This window comes from Clostridium psychrophilum, from assembly GCF_018861705.1.
Lineage (GTDB): Bacteria > Bacillota > Clostridia > Clostridiales > Clostridiaceae > Clostridium_AD > Clostridium_AD psychrophilum.
Window position 1 is genome coordinate 15,365 of sequence record NZ_JAHLEC010000020.1, and the last position, 17,804, is coordinate 33,168.

12 protein-coding genes, 1 pseudogene and 2 riboswitches are annotated in these 17,804 nt (G+C 33.0%); of the genes and pseudogenes, 5 read left to right on the plus strand and 8 right to left on the minus strand.

The window, feature by feature from the left end:
- Positions 1-214 precede the first annotated feature (214 nt).
- The 5 genes from KPL38_RS06625 to allB all read left to right on the plus strand — a co-directional run bounded on the left by KPL38_RS06625 (position 215) and on the right by allB (position 6,045).
- Entirely contained in the window at positions 215-517 is a 303-nt protein-coding gene (locus KPL38_RS06625; protein ID WP_216288361.1) for a zinc-ribbon domain-containing protein, read from the plus strand.
- Positions 518-765: 248 nt separating this feature from the next.
- Positions 766-875, plus strand: a riboswitch (TPP riboswitch).
- A gap of 144 nt (positions 876-1,019) precedes the next feature.
- Positions 1,020-1,622, plus strand: coding sequence for a thiamine phosphate synthase (locus tag KPL38_RS06630; RefSeq protein ID WP_216288362.1), 603 nt, complete (start codon positions 1,020-1,022; stop codon positions 1,620-1,622).
- Positions 1,623-1,704: 82 nt separating this feature from the next.
- A complete protein-coding gene (gene allC / locus KPL38_RS06635) occupies positions 1,705-2,934 on the plus strand; it encodes an allantoate deiminase (protein WP_216288363.1) in 1,230 nt (409 codons plus the stop codon).
- Between the two features lie 7 nt (positions 2,935-2,941).
- A riboswitch (TPP riboswitch) is annotated at positions 2,942-3,051 on the plus strand.
- Between the two features lie 151 nt (positions 3,052-3,202).
- A complete protein-coding gene (locus KPL38_RS06640) occupies positions 3,203-4,675 on the plus strand; it encodes an NCS1 family nucleobase:cation symporter-1 (protein ID WP_216288364.1) in 1,473 nt (490 codons plus the stop codon).
- A complete protein-coding gene (gene allB / locus KPL38_RS06645; protein WP_216288365.1) occupies positions 4,672-6,045 on the plus strand; it encodes an allantoinase AllB in 1,374 nt (457 codons plus the stop codon). The genes KPL38_RS06640 and allB overlap by 4 nt, the downstream gene beginning before the upstream one ends.
- Before the next feature lie 227 nt (positions 6,046-6,272).
- Here allB and KPL38_RS06650 read toward each other — a convergent pair.
- The 8 genes and pseudogenes from KPL38_RS06650 to KPL38_RS06685 all read right to left on the minus strand — a co-directional run bounded on the left by KPL38_RS06650 (position 6,273) and on the right by KPL38_RS06685 (position 17,570).
- Positions 6,273-7,619: pseudogene (locus KPL38_RS06650) on the minus strand (nucleobase:cation symporter-2 family protein).
- Positions 7,620-7,980: 361 nt separating this feature from the next.
- Positions 7,981-9,342 carry a nucleobase:cation symporter-2 family protein gene (locus KPL38_RS06655; protein ID WP_216288366.1) on the minus strand — a complete coding sequence of 454 codons (1,362 nt, stop codon included), beginning with the start codon at positions 9,340-9,342 and terminating at the stop codon, positions 7,981-7,983.
- A 475-nt stretch (positions 9,343-9,817) separates the two neighbouring features.
- The gene (locus tag KPL38_RS06660; RefSeq protein WP_216288367.1) at positions 9,818-10,636 is read right to left on the minus strand and encodes an FAD binding domain-containing protein; all 819 of its coding nucleotides are present in this window, start codon (positions 10,634-10,636) and stop codon (positions 9,818-9,820) included.
- On the minus strand, positions 10,630-11,097 hold the full coding sequence (locus KPL38_RS06665; protein ID WP_216288368.1) for a (2Fe-2S)-binding protein: 468 nt from the start codon (positions 11,095-11,097) through the stop codon (positions 10,630-10,632). The genes KPL38_RS06660 and KPL38_RS06665 overlap by 7 nt, the downstream gene beginning before the upstream one ends.
- On the minus strand, positions 11,097-13,211 hold the full coding sequence (locus tag KPL38_RS06670) for a xanthine dehydrogenase family protein molybdopterin-binding subunit (protein WP_216288369.1): 2,115 nt from the start codon (positions 13,209-13,211) through the stop codon (positions 11,097-11,099). Before KPL38_RS06670 ends, KPL38_RS06665 begins: the two co-directional genes overlap by 1 nt.
- 52 nt (positions 13,212-13,263) lie before the next feature.
- Complete coding sequence (locus KPL38_RS06675; RefSeq protein ID WP_216288370.1) at positions 13,264-13,881, minus strand: nucleotidyltransferase family protein; 618 nt, start codon at positions 13,879-13,881, stop codon at positions 13,264-13,266.
- 53 nt (positions 13,882-13,934) lie between these two features.
- A complete protein-coding gene (xdh, locus tag KPL38_RS06680; RefSeq protein ID WP_216288371.1) occupies positions 13,935-16,502 on the minus strand; it encodes a selenium-dependent xanthine dehydrogenase in 2,568 nt (855 codons plus the stop codon).
- A 117-nt stretch (positions 16,503-16,619) separates the two neighbouring features.
- Positions 16,620-17,570, minus strand: a complete 951-nt coding sequence (locus tag KPL38_RS06685) for an NTP transferase domain-containing protein (RefSeq protein ID WP_216288387.1) — start codon at positions 17,568-17,570, stop codon at positions 16,620-16,622.
- Positions 17,571-17,804: the final 234 nt, after the last annotated feature.

Below are 17,804 nucleotides of genomic sequence, written 5' to 3' on the forward strand. Positions count from 1 at the left end.
TTTTAAAGTCCATTTTCCACATAAGCATATACTAAACAAAACTAACATAGAATATTGTCGTATGGAATTTTAGAATTTTAATTAGAGTCTGCCTTATGTTTTCTCTGAATATTTGTTTGGGGAAACTTTTTTCATAAGTGGGGGGGTGGATTAACATTTATGTAATGCATCTAATATAGATATGGTTGAAAGTTATAAATAGGGGGAAAATAGAATGTATTGCTCAGAGTGTGGAAACAAAAATATAGAAGGAGCTAAATATTGTTTCAAATGTGGAATTATATTAGAAAATAAGAAAGCAGTAAATGATGAGAATGATAATGTAGGAGTGGAAGAAGTAGTTGCGAACTTTAAAGCAACAAATAGTAGCAATAAGAAAATTGGGGCAAAGGGTTTGAAACACAAGCCCATAATTTCACAAAAAAAACAAATTACAATTAGTATATTTGTTTTTTCAATAATTGTAGTTATAATTGCATCTGTTGTAGGAGTTTTTATATATGAAAATACACATTAAATATATATCAAAAACAGTAAGTGTAAATAATAAGGGTATAAATAGTTAAAGTATAACAGTTATTGATTATAATTTTGCGTGTTCTATGGCAAACGCAAGATTGGCGGTTTTAAGAAACTTGATAGAGAAGACACCTATCAAATTTATAAACTGGCGAATCGTTAACAAGTCACAATAATTGATTTTATGATTAGAAGACTTTACATAGAATTATTCTAGCCGTATAATCAATGCAATGATAATTAAATAAAATAAGCAAGGGGAGCTCGTACTAATGAGCTGAGAAAGAGATGTTGTCTCTGACCCTCATAACCTGATTTGGGTAATTCCAACGTAGGGAGTTTTTCTAACAACGTTTTTTGTTGCAAGCTCTTTTGGAGCTTGCATTTTTTGTTCCCGATAACATTTATAGGGTGAAAATATTTGAAATATCTTATGATAGAACTGCTTAAGAGGGTAAACAGGTAAACATATAAATCAATATTTAAGGGAGGTTTTATAAATGATTTTTCTTATAACTAATAGAAAGCTTGCTTGCGATAAAAATTTTTATGAGGTCATTCAAGAAGCTATAAAAGCGGGTATTTATGCAGTTATTTTAAGAGAAAAGAATTTATCATATGAACTACTGTTACCTATAGCGGTTAGGATTAAAAAAATTATAGGTAATACAGGTGTAAAACTTATAATAAATAATAATATAGAGGTGGCTAAAGCCGTAGAGGCGGATGGTTATCACACTAATTTTGAGAGCTTTATTAATGAAAACCTCCCTTTTGATGGAACTAGAGGTGTATCTGTCCATAGCCTTGAAGAGGCAGTAGAGGTTGAAAAACATGGTGCAAATTATATATTATTAGGACACATTTTTAAAACAGATTGTAAGAAAGGGGTTCCTCCTAGAGGCACAGAACTTATTAGAACAATAAAAAAACATATTAACATTCCAATTATATCATTAGGAGGTATCCATCCATCTAATACACATTTAGTTATGGATGCTGGGAGTAATGGGATAGCTGTTATGTCATCTATTATGAAAGCTAAAGACCCATATTCTTTAACATGCGAATATATTTTAAGCATAAGCAAGTTCAAGCATTAATGCATAAACAAAAAAATCTACGAAGTGTGTTTATAGTAGAGCATAGGAATAGTTGAAGCTTTTCTGTGGAGGGGTTCAATTAATGTTTGATATTGAAGAAGAAACAATAAAATTATTAAAATGGTTAGGGGGGTTCGGAAAAGATTCTGCGGGTGGAGTTACAAGATTACTATACACTCAGCAGTGGATAGAAGCTCAAGATGCACTTAAAAAAACAATGGAAGATGAAGGATTTTCAGCTTACTATGATGAAGTAGGAAATCTTTTTGGAACGTTAAAAGGGAAATCATTTAAAGATGAAACCATTATGACAGGATCTCATGTTGATACTGTAAAAAATGGTGGTATATATGATGGACAATTCGGTATAGTTGCAGGAATAGTTGCTGTAAAGTATTTAAAAGAAAAATATGGAAAACCACTTCGAAATATTGAAATAGTTTCAATCGCAGAGGAAGAAGGAAGCCGATTTCCGTATACTTTCTGGGGATCAAAAAACATTTTCGGTATTGCAAAAACAGAGGATGTTGAAAATATAAAAGATGAAAATGGTATTTCCTTTGTGGATGATATGAGAAAATGTGGGTTTGATTTTAAAAATGAACATAACAAAATCCGAGATGACTTAAAAGTATTCCTCGAAGTACATATTGAACAAGGCGGAGTTCTAGAAATAGAAAAAAAGTCTGTAGGTATTGTAACAAATATTGTAGGGCAAAGAAGATTTAACATTAATATTAAAGGGCAGGCAAACCATGCTGGAACAACCCCAATGAGATACAGAAAAGATGCATTAGTTATATCAAGTTCAATTATAAATTTAATTATGGATTTAGCTAAAAAATATGGAGATCCACTTGTTGCAACAGTAGGGAAAATAGAAGTGATGCCAAACATTGTGAATGTTGTTCCAGGCAACTCTCTATTTACATTGGATATAAGGCATACGGATAAGAATATTTTAGTTAAGTTTACTGATGACATAATTTTAAAAATTAAAAAAATAGCTTCGAAAGAGAAAGTAGAAATTAATATTGATATGTGGATGGATGTAGATCCAGTGCCGATGAATAAAGACATTGTTAAAGTAGTGAAAAATCAATGTGATAAGTTTGGAGTGAATTACAAAATTATGTATAGTGGGGCAGGACATGATTCTCAAATAGTAGCTAAATTTGTTCCAACAGCAATGTTGTTTGTGCCTAGTCATAATGGAATTAGTCATTCACCAGAAGAATATACATTAGCAAAGGATTTAGCAGAGGGTGTTAAGATACTAATTCATTCGATTTATGAATTAGCTTATAAATAAAATTTAATATTGTGCACAGGGGAGTTGGATATACCAGCTGAGAGTAAAGATAGATTTCTTTTGACCCTAAACTTGATCTGGGTAATGCCAGCGTAGGAAGTTGCTTGTTTAAATGCCATTATAAACACAAGTCTACGGATTTGTGCTTTTATTTTTTTGTATATACCTTTTGTTTTTCTAGGCGCACAAAAGTGTTACCAATAAATGCACTTGCATTGCGTATCTAAAGATAAATATTTTACAAAATAAACATAATGGAGGAATATAAGTGAAAAAAGTTATGAGCATATTTACTAATGAATTAATTAATCCAAGCAGAAATTTATATAATAAAGATTTAGCTCCTGCAAAAGAACGTAAATGGGGAACATATAGTATTGTTGCAATGTGGATGTCTGATGTTCATAGTGTTGGGGGTTATACATTTGCAGCCGGATTGTTCTTTATGGGACTAAAAGCATGGCAGGTTTTATTAGCTGAACTTATTGGGGTATATATTGTAATGTGTCTTGCTAACCTTACTAGTAAAGTTGGTACGAAGCTGGGGGTACCATATCCGGTAATAAGTCGTATATCATTTGGTGTATTTGGTGGTAATATACCTGCACTTATAAGAGGAGTTGTTGCCGTATTTTGGTATGGAATACAAACTTATTTGGCATCTTTATCTATAGTAGGAATTATATTAATCTTTAATCCAGCTGCTAAATCTCTTATGACAGGCTCTTTTCTAGGTCTTAATTACCTTAATTGGATTGGATTTTTGATTATGTGGGTTATTGAATTGATAATAATTGTATTTGGTATGGAGATAGTTAGAAAATTTGATAACTTTGCGGGGCCATTAGTCTATATTTTAATGTCCTTTCTAATTATATATGTTATACAGGCATCTGGTGGCCATATTAATTTAAATGTTGGATTAGCAGATAAAAAAGTAGTTGGTCTAAATGCTGTTTATACATTTATGGTAGCTATTGCATTGGTAGTAGCATATTTTAGCACAATTATCCTTAATGTTTGTGACTTTACTAGATTTTCACCTAATAATAAAGTGGTTAGGCGAGCTAATTTTTGGGGATTACCTGTTAACTTTACTCTATTTTCTATAGCTAGTGTAATTACTACCGCAGGAACTATAGTTATTTTTGGATCGGCAATCTATGATCCTATACTACTTGTACAAAAGATTCCGAGTAATTCAGTTCAAGTTATTGGAGCTTTGGGATTTATGGTAGCAACACTTGGGATAAATGTTGTTGCAAACTTGGTTTCACCAGCTTATGACCTTTCTAACTTATTTCCGAGGCATATTGATTTTAAACGTGGTGCAATAATTGCTGCCATAGTTTCTATAATAATATTACCTTGGAAAATATTTGAGAGCCCAGATGTTATAAATTATTTTTTAGGTGGATTGGCCGCTTTCTTAGGTCCAATTTTCTCAATAATTGTAGTTGATTACTATCTAATTAAAAAAGAAAAAGTAGCTGTACAAATGTTGTTTCAATTAAATGGTCCATATTGGTATCAAAATGGGTTTAACAAAAATGCTATATGGGCGTTACTCATTGGTATATTTATATCAGTACCAGTAGCCATGATATCTGAATTTAAAGTTTTAGCTCCATTCTCTTGGTTTGTAGGAGTAATTGTAAGTGGAATTACTTATTGGTTATTAATGAAGGAAAATATAATTCCAGAAAACAATAATAATATAAAGAAAGGAATAGGGTTATGAGTAAGTATGATGTAATCATAAGAAATGGAAATATTGTATTTGAACATTCTATTAAAAAAGGTGATATTGGAATATTAAACGGTAAAATAGTTGAAGTAAGTTCAAAAATAGATGAATTAGCAACTGCAAGTGAAGTTATAAATGCAGAGAAACTTTATGTTTTACCTGGATTAATAGATATACATGTTCATTTTAATGAACCTGGTAGAACTGAATGGGAGGGGCTTTATACAGGTAGTCGTAGCCTAGCGGCAGGTGGAGTTACAACATTTTTCGATATGCCTTTAAACAGTGATCCGCCTTTAATTTATCCTAGTTTATTTAAAGTTAAAAAGAATTTAGCACTGGAAAAATCCATGATAGATTTTGGTATTTTAGGAGGGGTAGTCCCAGAGAACCTTAATTATTTAGAAGAACTTAAAAAGTGTGGAGTTATAGGCTTCAAAGGATTCATGTCAAACAGTGGTATTAAAGAGTTTAATTACTTAGATGATGACAGTTTATTTGAGGGGTTAAAAATAATATCGAGGCTTGACTCGGTTGCAATGATTCATGCTGAAAGCGAAGTTATAACTAAACATTTATCAACAGATGCAATATTAGATAAAAGGCTTACAGCTAAGGATTATGTTGAATCAAGACCTATTGTTTCAGAGATTGAAGCAGTGGACAGAGCTATTTGCATGGCAGAGGCTACAAATTGTAAAATTCATATAGTACATGCGAGTAATAGTGAGGTAGTTGAAAGAGTTAAAATTGGAAAGCGTAGAGGTGTTGATGTCACTGTTGAGACATGTCCTCATTATCTAAGTTTAACTGTTGAAAATTTAAAAAAGCAGGGTGCAATTGCTAAGTGTTCTCCTCCACTTAGAAAAAAAGAGGATGTAGATAAATTATGGAAATCATTAGTTGATGGGGATATAGATATTATATCTTCTGACCATTCGCCTTGTTTGCCTGAGTTAAAGGATAGAAGCGAGAAAAAAAATATTTTTGATGTATGGGGAGGCATATCTTCAGCTCAAAGCACATTAAATGTTTTGCTAGAAGAAGGATATTGGAAAAGGGGAGTTAAATTAGAGTTAATATCTAAACTAACCTCTGCAAATCCAGCTAAAAGATTTGGAATTTACCCATCAAAAGGTAAAATTTCACTAGGAAGTGATGCAGATTTGGCAATAATTGATATAAACAAATCGTTTATCCTTAAAAAGGAAGACTTGTTATATAAGCATCAAGTTAGCCCGTTTGTTGGTAGAAAATTTAGAGGAAAAGTGATTTATACTATTGCGGGAGGTCATAAAATTTTTGAAAATGGAAATATTGTGGATGAGGGTTATCGTGGTAAATTAGTAAGAAAAAAAGTATAGCAAGCATTCCAATACATATGATTATCCTTACACTTATATCATGGATTTTAGTATTTGCAGTTATATCAGCTGGGTTAAAAGAAATTTCATCATTAAAAAATACTTAGTAAAAGAAAAATAAATGAAAAGTAGAAAAGCACCTAAGAATTTAGGTGCTTTTCTACTTTGTTGTGGATTATGAACATTAGGATTATTGATATAAGATATTTATATATTAAATTTAATTATCAAACATCCAAATCTACTTTAGATGGTTTTATATCGCTGTGTGCGTCCTTATCATCATGATTCATGAAAGCATTAAGGAGTACTGCAACTACTGAAGCGGAAACTATTCCACTACTAAATATAGATTTGAAAATTGTTGGCGTTTGATTAAATATTGTAGGTACAGCAGTAATCCCGAGACCTATACCAATAGAACAAGCAACAACTAGCATATTAGAATTTCTATTGAAATCTACTTTTGCAAGCATTTGTATACCGGCTACTGCAACCATTGCAAACATTATAGTTGTAGCTCCACCAATAACTGGTTGAGGGACAATTGTAGCGAGTGCTGCGAATTTAGGAATTAATCCAAGTGCAATAAGAATGATTCCTTATGCGATAACAACAAAACGGCTTACAACTTTGCTAAGTGCTAATAGTCCTAGATTTTGATTAAATGTAGTATAAGGAAAAGAATTAAATATGCCACCTATAAGTGTTGCAATTCCTTCTGCACGAAGTCCACGTACAATATCTTTTTGTGTAATATCTTTACCACAGACTTTACCTATGCCAAGGTATGTTCCAGTTGATTCAATCATTACAGTTAACATAACAAAAGTCATCATAATTATTGAACCTAAATCAAATTTTGGCATACCGAAGTTAAAGGGACGAACTAAACTTATCCAATTTGCATTTGTGACTTGAGAAAAATCAACCATTCCCATAAATGATGCAACTATAGTTCCTAAAACTATGCCATTTAAAACAGAGATTGCTTGAAAAAATCCTTTAAAGTACTTATTGGAAAGTAGAACTATGATCATTACAAAGGCAGCGAGTAGAAGATTATGTACACTTCCAAAATCTTTTGCTCCTGCACCTCCTCCAATGCTAGTTACACCAACATTTATTAAAGAGAGACCGATCATTGTTACTACAGTACCTGTTACTATAGTGGGAAAAAATCTTAATATTTTACCATACAATGGTGCAATAAGTATAACAATAATTGCTGAAACCATAATTGAACCATAAGCTGTTTGCATTCCTAAACTTTTACCGATGATAATTATCGGGCCAACTGCTGCAAAGGTGCATCCTAAAATTGCGGGCAACTTAATTCCAACATGAGAACCTATCCCGACTGCTTGTATTAAAGTGGCAATTCCGCAAGTAAATAAGTCGGCAGCTACTAATAGTGATAGTTGGGCTGGCGACAAACCAACAGCAGCACCAATAATTAGAGGTACAGCAACTGCACCTGCATACATTGCCAGGACATGTTGAAGTCCTAAAGTCGCAAGTTGAGCAATTGGAAGCATTTCATTTACTTTATCTACTTTTTGTTCTTTTAACATGATAATAACCTCCTAATAAAATATTACTTTTTAATTTAATAAGCCAATATTTTAAAGTAATTAGGTTTATTCTATTATAGAAAAGTGACAGAGTCAATAGTGAAATATTATCAAATATTTAAAAATTCTGCATTATTAGTTATGCTAAACTCATAATTTCTTAATTTAATGCAAGATGCTATGAAGCAATATGCATTTAAATATATATACAATTAGTGAAAAATAAATTTCGATTAAATCTACCAAGGTTAATAACATTAAAAAAATCTCTGAAAATAAACTCAGAGATTTATTAAGGCTAGTGTGAAGAGTATTAATTTTATTATCTTAGGTATCTAAATTAATGTATTTAAATTTGTAATTATACATTCAAATTTGTTTCAGAAACTTTTATATCTGTGTGAGCATTTTTATCATCGTGATTCATGAAAGCATTAAGTAGGACTGCAACTACGGAGGCAGAAACTATGCCACTACTAAATATAGATCTGAAAATTATAGGTGTTTTATCAAATAATGTAGGCACAGCAGTTATTCCAAGTCCTACGCCAATAGAACAGGCAACGACTAACATATTTGAGTTTCTATTAAAATCTACTTTCGCAAGCATTTGTATACCGGCGACTGCAACCATTGCAAACATTATAGTTGTGGCTCCACCAATAACAGGTTGGGGAACAATTGTAGCGAGCGCTGCAAATTTTGGAACCAATCCAAGCGCAATAAGAATGATACCAGAAGCAATAACAACAAAACGACTCACTACTTTGCTAAGTGCCAAAAGTCCTAGATTTTGATTGAATGTAGTATAGGGAAAGGAATTAAATATGCCACCTAAAAATGTTGCAATTCCTTCTGCACGAAGTCCACGTACAATATCCTTTTGTGTAATATCTTTGCCACAGACTTTACCAATGCCAAGGTATGTTCCTGTTGATTCAATCATTACCACAAGCATTACAAAAGTCATCATAATTATTGAACCTAAATCAAATTTTGGCATACCAAAGTTAAAAGGATGTACAAAACTGATCCACTTTGCGTTTGTGACTTGTGAAAAATCAACCATTCCCATAAATGATGCAGCTACAGTTCCTAAAACTATTCCATTTAAGACGGAAATTGCCTGAAAAAAACCCTTAAAAAATTTATTGGAAAGTAGTACTATGATCATTACAAAGCCTCCAAGTAGAAGGTTACGTATACTTCCAAAATCTTTTGCTCCAGAACCTCCACCGATGCTAGTTACACCAACATTGATTAAGGAAAGACCAATCATAGTAACAACAGTACCTGTTACTATAGTAGGAAAAAATTTTAATATTTTGCCGTATAACGGTGCAACAAGTACAACTATAATTGCGGCAACCATTATTGAACCATATGCAGTCTGCATTCCGAAGCTTTTTCCAATGATGATTAGCGGACCAACAGCTGCAAAGGTGCATCCTAAAATAGCTGGAAGTTTAATACCTACATAAGATCCTATACCAATTGCTTGTATCAAAGTTGCAATACCACAAGTAAATAAGTCAGCGGCTATTAAAAGTGAAAGTTGTGCTGGGGTTAAACCCACAGCACCACCAATAATTAAAGGTACAGCAACCGCACCTGCATACATTGCCAATACATGTTGAAGGCCTAAAGTAGCAAGTTGACCAATTGGAAGCATTTCATTTACTTTGTCTGTTTTTACAATGTCTACATTTTTTGATCTTGACATGGATATAACCTCCTAGTAAGATATGAATTAACTACAAGACAATAACAAAAACGTTTACATATTTACTTTTATTATAATTATTTAAACTAAAATTATTATGATAAAGGGACATAATAAGTCTGAATATTCTGTGCTATCTAAACGCCAAATTACAATTTATTGTACAAACTAAGTTTAAAAATTAAAATTGAACATGACAAGGTTAATAAGTTCTTAAAAGCGAATGCTAATTTAGAAAATGATAATACAAGTTTTTATTTTAAAATGAGTTGTTTAAGAATATTTTAATATAGAATGTTAGATAAATTGGATACCATAATTTGAATCATTATGGCGTGTAGAAATTATGATACTAGGGACAAAAGTGAGAGTTACAAAAATTAGTATACTTTGTCCCTAGATTCACAAATGTTAATATTAAGCCTTTTTGTTATAAGTTTATATTAAGTCAATTAGATAACTAATTGTAGGTTAATTAAATCCCATTGCTTTCAAGAAAGTCGCGAAGTAAATTCATGCATACAGTTTTTCTGTATTCAGCAGAAATCCTGCCTCTGATAGGAACAATTTCATGATCATACTTTTTAAGATAATCTTCTTTTATAATCTTAGCTTCTTCAATTGTTTTGCCAATAAGCATAACATCAATATCAGCTCTTCTTATTATAACGTCACTAACAGCACCAAATGCAGTAGAGCAGTTAGCAATCTTACCGTCTTCTACATTAAAAAACCCGGCAAAGGATACTCTTGCAATTGCTAAAGCGTTTCTTGCACCAACTTTTTTATAATAGTAATTATTTAGACCTGTTTTACAAATGAGAATTTCAACTAATAGTTCATTAGATTGGAGGCAAGTCTTTTTTCTACCAAGGTAGAATTCAGTAATAGGAATTACCCGTTCTCCATTTTTACTTACAATACGCAATTTAGCATTCGCCGCGAAAAAAATTAGTGCACTGTCAGCCTTAGCAGACCCATTACAGATATTACCACCAACAGTGCCTAAGTTACGGATTGCTGGTGCTGCAATCTCTGATGATGCTTCCTTTAGAATGCTAGGTATAAGTTTGTTTTCAATAACATCAGTAAAGCTGCAGGCAGCACCAATACGAATATACTTATCATCTTCTACGATATTTTTCATTTCGGTTACTTTATTAAGAAACAAATATGTTGCATCTTTATCTGGCTTAATCATTAAATCTGTACCTCCAGCGTAAGGAGTTACTACCTCAGTTGCAAGGATCTCCAATGCTTTTGAAAGAGATGTTGGTAGATATCTGTTTACCATAATCCTTTCCCCTCCTTTGAAGCAATAGCAATTGCATTAACTATTGCATTATATCCGGTGCATCTACAAAGATTTCCAGAAATTCCATCACGGATATCTGCTTCAGTCGGATTTGGATTTTTAACAAGTATACATTCAGAAGCAAGTATCATACCAGGAATACAAAATCCGCATTGAACTGCACTAACAGAGGAATATGCGCTACTAAGAACATTAAACCGCTTTGTTTCTCGATAACCTTCAATGGTAACAATAGTACCTCCTTGTATGCTACCCATAGCTACCATACAAGAGTTAACCAATTTGCCATCAAGAATGACAGAGCAAGCACCACATTCGCCTTCTTTACAACCGCATTTTACTCCAGTTATGTGAAATTCACTACGAAGCACATCTAGTAATCTTTGATTTGCATTGGCAACGGATGTAACATCTTTACCGTTTAGAATAAATTTCATCATTATTTAATCCCCCTTTGCAATACTTTCATTGCATCCTCAGTTGTAAATGGAGCTTTATATAAGTTTTCACAAAGCGCGTTCTCCATTGCTTCAACGTAAGCTGGAGGTACGCCAACTAGAGGAAGTTCTCCTGCACCCTTTGCTCCATATGGACCGTGGGTATATGGATTATTAATTATTTTAGTAACAAGATTTGGAACATCAACGGCTGTTGGTATTGAATAATCACTAAAGTTGTTATTACGAATTATACCTTTCTCGTTGTAATCCATCTGTTCCATAGAGGAATAACCAATACCTTGAAGAAATCCACCTTGCATTTGTCCAAGTATTATATTCATATCTATAGGAACACCAACATCGAATATTCCCCATGCTCCAAGAATTTTTGTGGTTGCTGTAAGTGTGTCTACTTCAACTTCAATAGCATTAACAGACCATGAGTAGGTTGGATAAGCATCTCCATTAAATTTTTCCATGCTAAAAGGAATTACAAAATCAGGTTCAATAAAATGTTCTTCTATAATTTGTTCTTGCCCAGTTTTCCATTCTTTGCGAAGTTTTTCAGAGGCTCTCTTAAGCAAATCACCAACTATCATAAGTGAACGACTTGCAACAGTAGGACCTGAATCTGGTACAAGATCTGTATCTGGATTAATGTTTAATATCCTATCATAAGATATGCCAAGAGTATCTGAAACAATTTTACAGAAGGTAGTTTTTAGTCCTTGACCGATATCCGCATTACTAGCGAGAATGTCTACCGTATCATCTTTATTTTTTCTGATTTTTACAACAGCCTTAATTAAATCTCTCTCTCCACTTCCGGTAAAACCACAGCCATGATATATTAACGATAGGCCAATTCCTTTTCGGTATCTACCAGTCTGATTTTTGTATAATAGCCGTTTTGCACGATAATCAGTAAGTTCATCAATTTGCTGGATCATTTCAGGGAGAGGCACATGAAAGTGAAACTTGCCACTTGTAGATGTAGCATCATCTTGTTTGACCATATATTTTTCTTTGAGCTCTAATGAATCAATTCCCATTTTTTTTGCAATATGATCCATAATCATTTCAACTGCAAAGAAAGTCTGAGGTGCCCCGAAACCGCGGTACGCTCCACAAGGCACAGTATTTGTTTTGACTGCTCGTCCATTAACACGTAGATTATCAGTGCGATATACACCATTTGCACAAATCATTCCACGCTGCAGCACTACTGCTGAAAGTGTTGTGAATGCTCCACCATTAAAAATAACATCAACATCCATACCAGTAATTTCATTGTCTTTAATGGCTACCTTATATGTGCTAATAGATGGATGACGTTTTGAGGTGAATTCCATATCTTCTCGTCTATCAAAAATTATTTTAACGGGTTTGTTTGCTTTTATTGCTGCTACTGCGACCTGACAAGCTAGAATAGATGGAAAATCTTCTTTGCCACCGAATCCACCACCAGTAACATCTTGAATAATTTGGACATCTTTGTCTTCATATCCCAATGCTTTGGAAACTGCACCTTTTATATAGTATGGACACTGCATAGAACCACGTATAGTAATTCGCCCATCATGCGGATAAGCAATCATACCTTGAGGCTCAAGGTATGCCTGCTCCTGGTAACCAGTTTGAAAAGTTTCTATAAAAACCTGATCAGCTTCTTCTAATGTTTTATCTATATCGCCTTTTTCAAAGTTGTAATTAAAAAAAACAGTATCGGATTTAAGCATGTCAAGAATAGGTACTAGTTCTTCATATACAACAATAATTTCATTTAAAATTCTCTCGACTTCTTTAAAATCTGGACCAACAACCATTAAAATTGGATCACCAACATACTCTACTGTGTCATTGGCAAAAACAGGAGTATCATCAAGAACAATATGAACAAGGTTTATACCTGTTACGTCGCTTTTGTCAACAACACAATATCCTTTTGGCAATTTAGGAAGAATTATATTCGTGATACGTGCTTTTGCTTTTTCAGAGTGTAATAGTTTGCCATAATTCATATCCTTCATAACTTGATCATCTACATAAAGTGCATGACCGCTTATTTTTGAATCGTGGTCTTTTTTCTTTACAGAATTACTAATAGTTTCCATTTAGTTCCTCCTATACATTTAATTAAGAGGCATTTGTATAAATGCCTCAAATTTAATAATTACTCTTACCTTTCATGTAGTTTACCATCTTATCATAATCGGCTTTTGTGTCTGCATCGATTGTGCAACCATAATCATCAACAGAAACAGTTTCTATTTGATTTTCAAAATGCTTCCATACCTCCCGCAGACCACCTTCATTCTCAAACTGAAGGATATAATTTATACACTTATATGAAATTAATGGTGGATGCTGACGGTGTCCATCAATAGTAGGAAATACTACCATAGCATTACTTTTTAACATGGCTTCTTTCACGTCAAGAAAAGTTTTAATATCAATGGCTGGCATATCTCCTGGAAGAAGATAAAATGCATCACATGTATTAAGAGCCGTGATTCCGATTTTTGCAGATACTAACATATCTGTTTCTGAATATTTTAGGTTATGTGTAAATACTAATTGAGAGTTATCATATTTGTTTCTAAGTAGAACTTCAACTTCTTCTCCTCGATATCCCAATACTATAATAACTTCATTTACACCGGCATGAAGCATACTATCAACGCTGTTCTCAATCATAGTTTTACCATTCAATTTTAAAAGTGGTTTAAATTCTCCCATACGACTAGACAAGCCAGCAACTAGTATTATACCATGAGTTTCCAATTTAACACCTCACTTTCTAAATAGACAAGTACTATGGTAATTCTTATATCATATTACTTATTTTTTGATTTTTTATAAAATGTATCTTTTAATGGTAGTTGTGTACGAAATTTGCCATCTAATCTGTAATAAGCATGTGAACAAGCTGGAGCTGTTGGAATCAAACATAATTCTCCAACGCCTTTTGCTCCGTAAGCTTCAGAAATTTTTCCTTTAGCTTGTACAAGAATAGTTTCAAGCTTTGGAGCAGCATTTGCTCTCATAAGTCCTAAGGTACCTAATTTAGTTTTTGGGTAACCTCCTTCAACCTTAAAATCTTCAGTCAGTGCGTAGCCAAGTCCCATAATAATACCACCTTCAATCTGTCCTTCAACAGACTGTATATTAATAGGAGTTCCAACATCATAGGCTGCGACTACTTCCTCAATTTTTCCTTTTTTGTTAAGAACAACAACTTGAGCTCCATAACTATAACTTACATGACTTACTGGATTTTTTTTGGCATCTCCTAGAGGATCAGTTTTTACAGAAAATTCTCCATAAAATTCACGACCTTCTAAATCAGCAAGAGTTAATCCCTTATCTAATTCAACTTTCAATTTTTGAGATACTCTTCTTATAGCTTCACCAGTTACTACGGTTTGCCTGGAAGCTGTACTAGTTCCTGAATCAGGTGTACGAACAGTATCTGGTTTTTCATGAACAATACAATCTGGATTTAAACCTGTTGTCTCACATAATATAGTAGCACACATTATTCCAATTCCTTGACCCATGCATGCTGCAGAAGTTCTAATATGCACTTTCCTATCCTCAATGGATAAAATGCAACGTCCAATATCCTTCTTTCCCATACCAGTTCCACTATTTTTGAATGCAATAGCAATACCTGCATATGGATTTGACTCATACACATCCTTAACAGCATTTAAGCATTCTACCATGGCAACGCTTTCATCTGCTATTTGACCATTAGGCAATATTTGACCAGGACGAATTGCGTTGCGATATCGTATTTCCCAAGGCGTTATGCCAACCATTTCTGAGAGTAGGTTAATGTTATTTTCAGTAGCAAAGCAACTTTGTGTTACCCCAAAACCTCTAAAGGCTCCACCAACAACATTATTGGTGTAAACTGACATTCCAAAAATATCAATGTTGTTATAATTATAAGGTCCTGCTGCATGAGTACATGCTCTGTGAAGTACTGGCCCACCAAGTGATGCATATGCGCCTGTATCAGCAATAATAATGCCTTTCATACCTGTTAAATAGCCATTTTCATCACAAGCTGTTGTAAATTCTAATTCCATTGCATGACGTTTAGTATGATAATTTAAACTTTCTTGTCTTGAGAATTTTACTTTGACTGGTTTCTTTGTATACCAAGCCATTAACGCTGCAAGATGTTGAACACTCATATCTTCCTTACCACCAAATCCACCGCCCACAAGCTGTGATTGGCAATGTACTTTATCTATTGGAATACATAACATTGTGGAGATTTCACGCTGTTCATCATAGATGGATTGAGAACCAGAATATAAAAATATACCATCTTTTCCTTCAGGTTTTGCTATTGCACATTCAGGTTCCATAAATCCATGTTCCTGAAAAGGAGTTTTATATTTTCTTGTTACACTGTATTTAGAATTTTTAATTGCCTCATCTGCATTACCACGTTTAAGCATAGCACGACTCATAACATTTCCATCTTCATGTAATAATGGTGCATCACCTTTTAAAGCATCTGTTGGACAAGTAATAGGCTCAAGCTCTGTGTATTCTACCTCAACTAAGCTACATACTTCATCAAGTTTGTCTTTATGATAAGTTGCTACAAGTGCTAAAGAATCTCCTACATATCTAGTGGTTCCACCCTCTGCAATCATTACATCCCAATCTTTTTTTATATGACCAACAAGATTATTTGGAACATCCTTTGCAAGTAGAATTCTAACACAGTCTGGATGAGCTAGAGCTTTGCTTATATCAATTTTATCAACAATAGCTCTAGGATATTTTGAACGAACTGTTTTTGAATAAATCATTCCTGGCAATACAATATCATCTACGAAAATGCCTGTTCCGTTTACTTTTTCTATTGCATCAAATCTTTTAGATCTTTGTGCAACACCTAGCTTGCTAGGGGAAACTGGAATTTGAAGATTTTCTCTTATATATTCTGCAGCCATTAAAATAGCTTCTTCAATTTTTTTATAACCTGTGCAACGACAAATATTACCGTTAATTGCTTTTTTTACATCAGTTCTTGTTGGATTTAAATTAACATCAAGTAACGCTTTCGCGCAAATTATCATTCCTGGAATGCAAAAGCCACACTGAACTGCACCAGCCTCTGCAAAACAATGTTCATAAACTTCTTTTTCCCTATTACTTAATCCTTCAACAGTTAGAATATGTTTTCCTACAAATCTCGAAACCTTTTGTATACATGCTTTTACGGCTTTCCCATCTATTAAAATAGTACATGTTCCACAGACTCCTTCACTGCATCCATCTTTTGCAGAAGTAATTCTCAAATCATCTCTTAAATAAGACAATAAAGGTTTGTCCGTATTGGAAACTGAATTTTTACCATTGACATTTAAGGTAAACATAAATGACCTCCCATTTACAATAAATTACTAATTTATTCTTAGATTTATTATAAAGCAGAGGCCATTTTTTATCAAATTGTTTGTCAAAAGAACTTGGTTTTTATAAAATTCTGAAATCTAGAATAATCTGATAAATTCATCTTTTGCGTACTCACGTACATTGTGTTCAAATTGTTGATATTTTTTTAAAAATTCACTACCTTCTTTTGTTAAATAGGTTTTTCCACCATTCTTACCACCATGTTTTCTTTCAACCACGGTATAACCTAATTCATGTTCAAGTTCGTTTAGCATATTCCATGCTTTACTATATGACAATGCAATATGGTTGCAGGCACTTCGTACAGATTGTGTATCTTCTATTAAAATCAAGAGCAATTTTGTTTTAGAATTAAAAAACATAGATTCTTTTTCAATACTTACTCTAACAAAAGGATGCAGAATATGTTGATTATGTTTTTCTAAAAGTTGATTTGATCGATCAATATCATCCCCATCATTAAGAACACCTTCATCTTCTATATCTATCCATTGCCTTTTTACTCCAATATCACGAATGGCTCCTCGCATTCCCATATTTCCATTGTATTCTAAAACTTTTGGAATTAATTCAGAAGATATTAAAAGAGGATGGCCAGTTTTTCCATGAAAAGATGGTGAAAGCAATTTTTTACCAGACTCCATCATCTTTTGAATTGTATTTGGTGAAAACATAAGAATGTTTACTGGATTGAATATTACTTGATCACATTTATTTAGTAAATAAGATAGCCCTATTTTTGCAGAATCAAACATTTGCGAGTTTTCATACTGCTCATTATGCAAAAATATAACACCATAATCAGCTAGATCATGTTCAATTTTATCAGCCTCATATCCAATAATAACTACAATTGGAGAAATCCCGACCTGTTGAAAGGTGAGAACAATTCTTTTTACTGCAGTAATTGAACCCATTTTTAATAATGGATGTGGCTTATTTTCTCCTGACGTCCAACCTGTTGCAACAATTATGCCGCCTGTTGTTTTCAGTTTTTGTTTTTCATGTTCATTATGCTGTATATGCATTGTCAAAATCGGCACCTCCTTATTTTAAATTTCAATACAAATCTTTCAATATTTCTATAAAAACATTTAATTTTAGTTATAATCTAAGTCAGCAATATTTTTATATTGTACTAGAGTTTTTTCTTTGTCATTTCATTTTACAACATATTATTTATAGTTGAAAGGAAAAACAATTATACTTTAGTAGATGGCAAAATAAAAGATAGTTAAGGCTACATCAAAAATCTGAAAGTT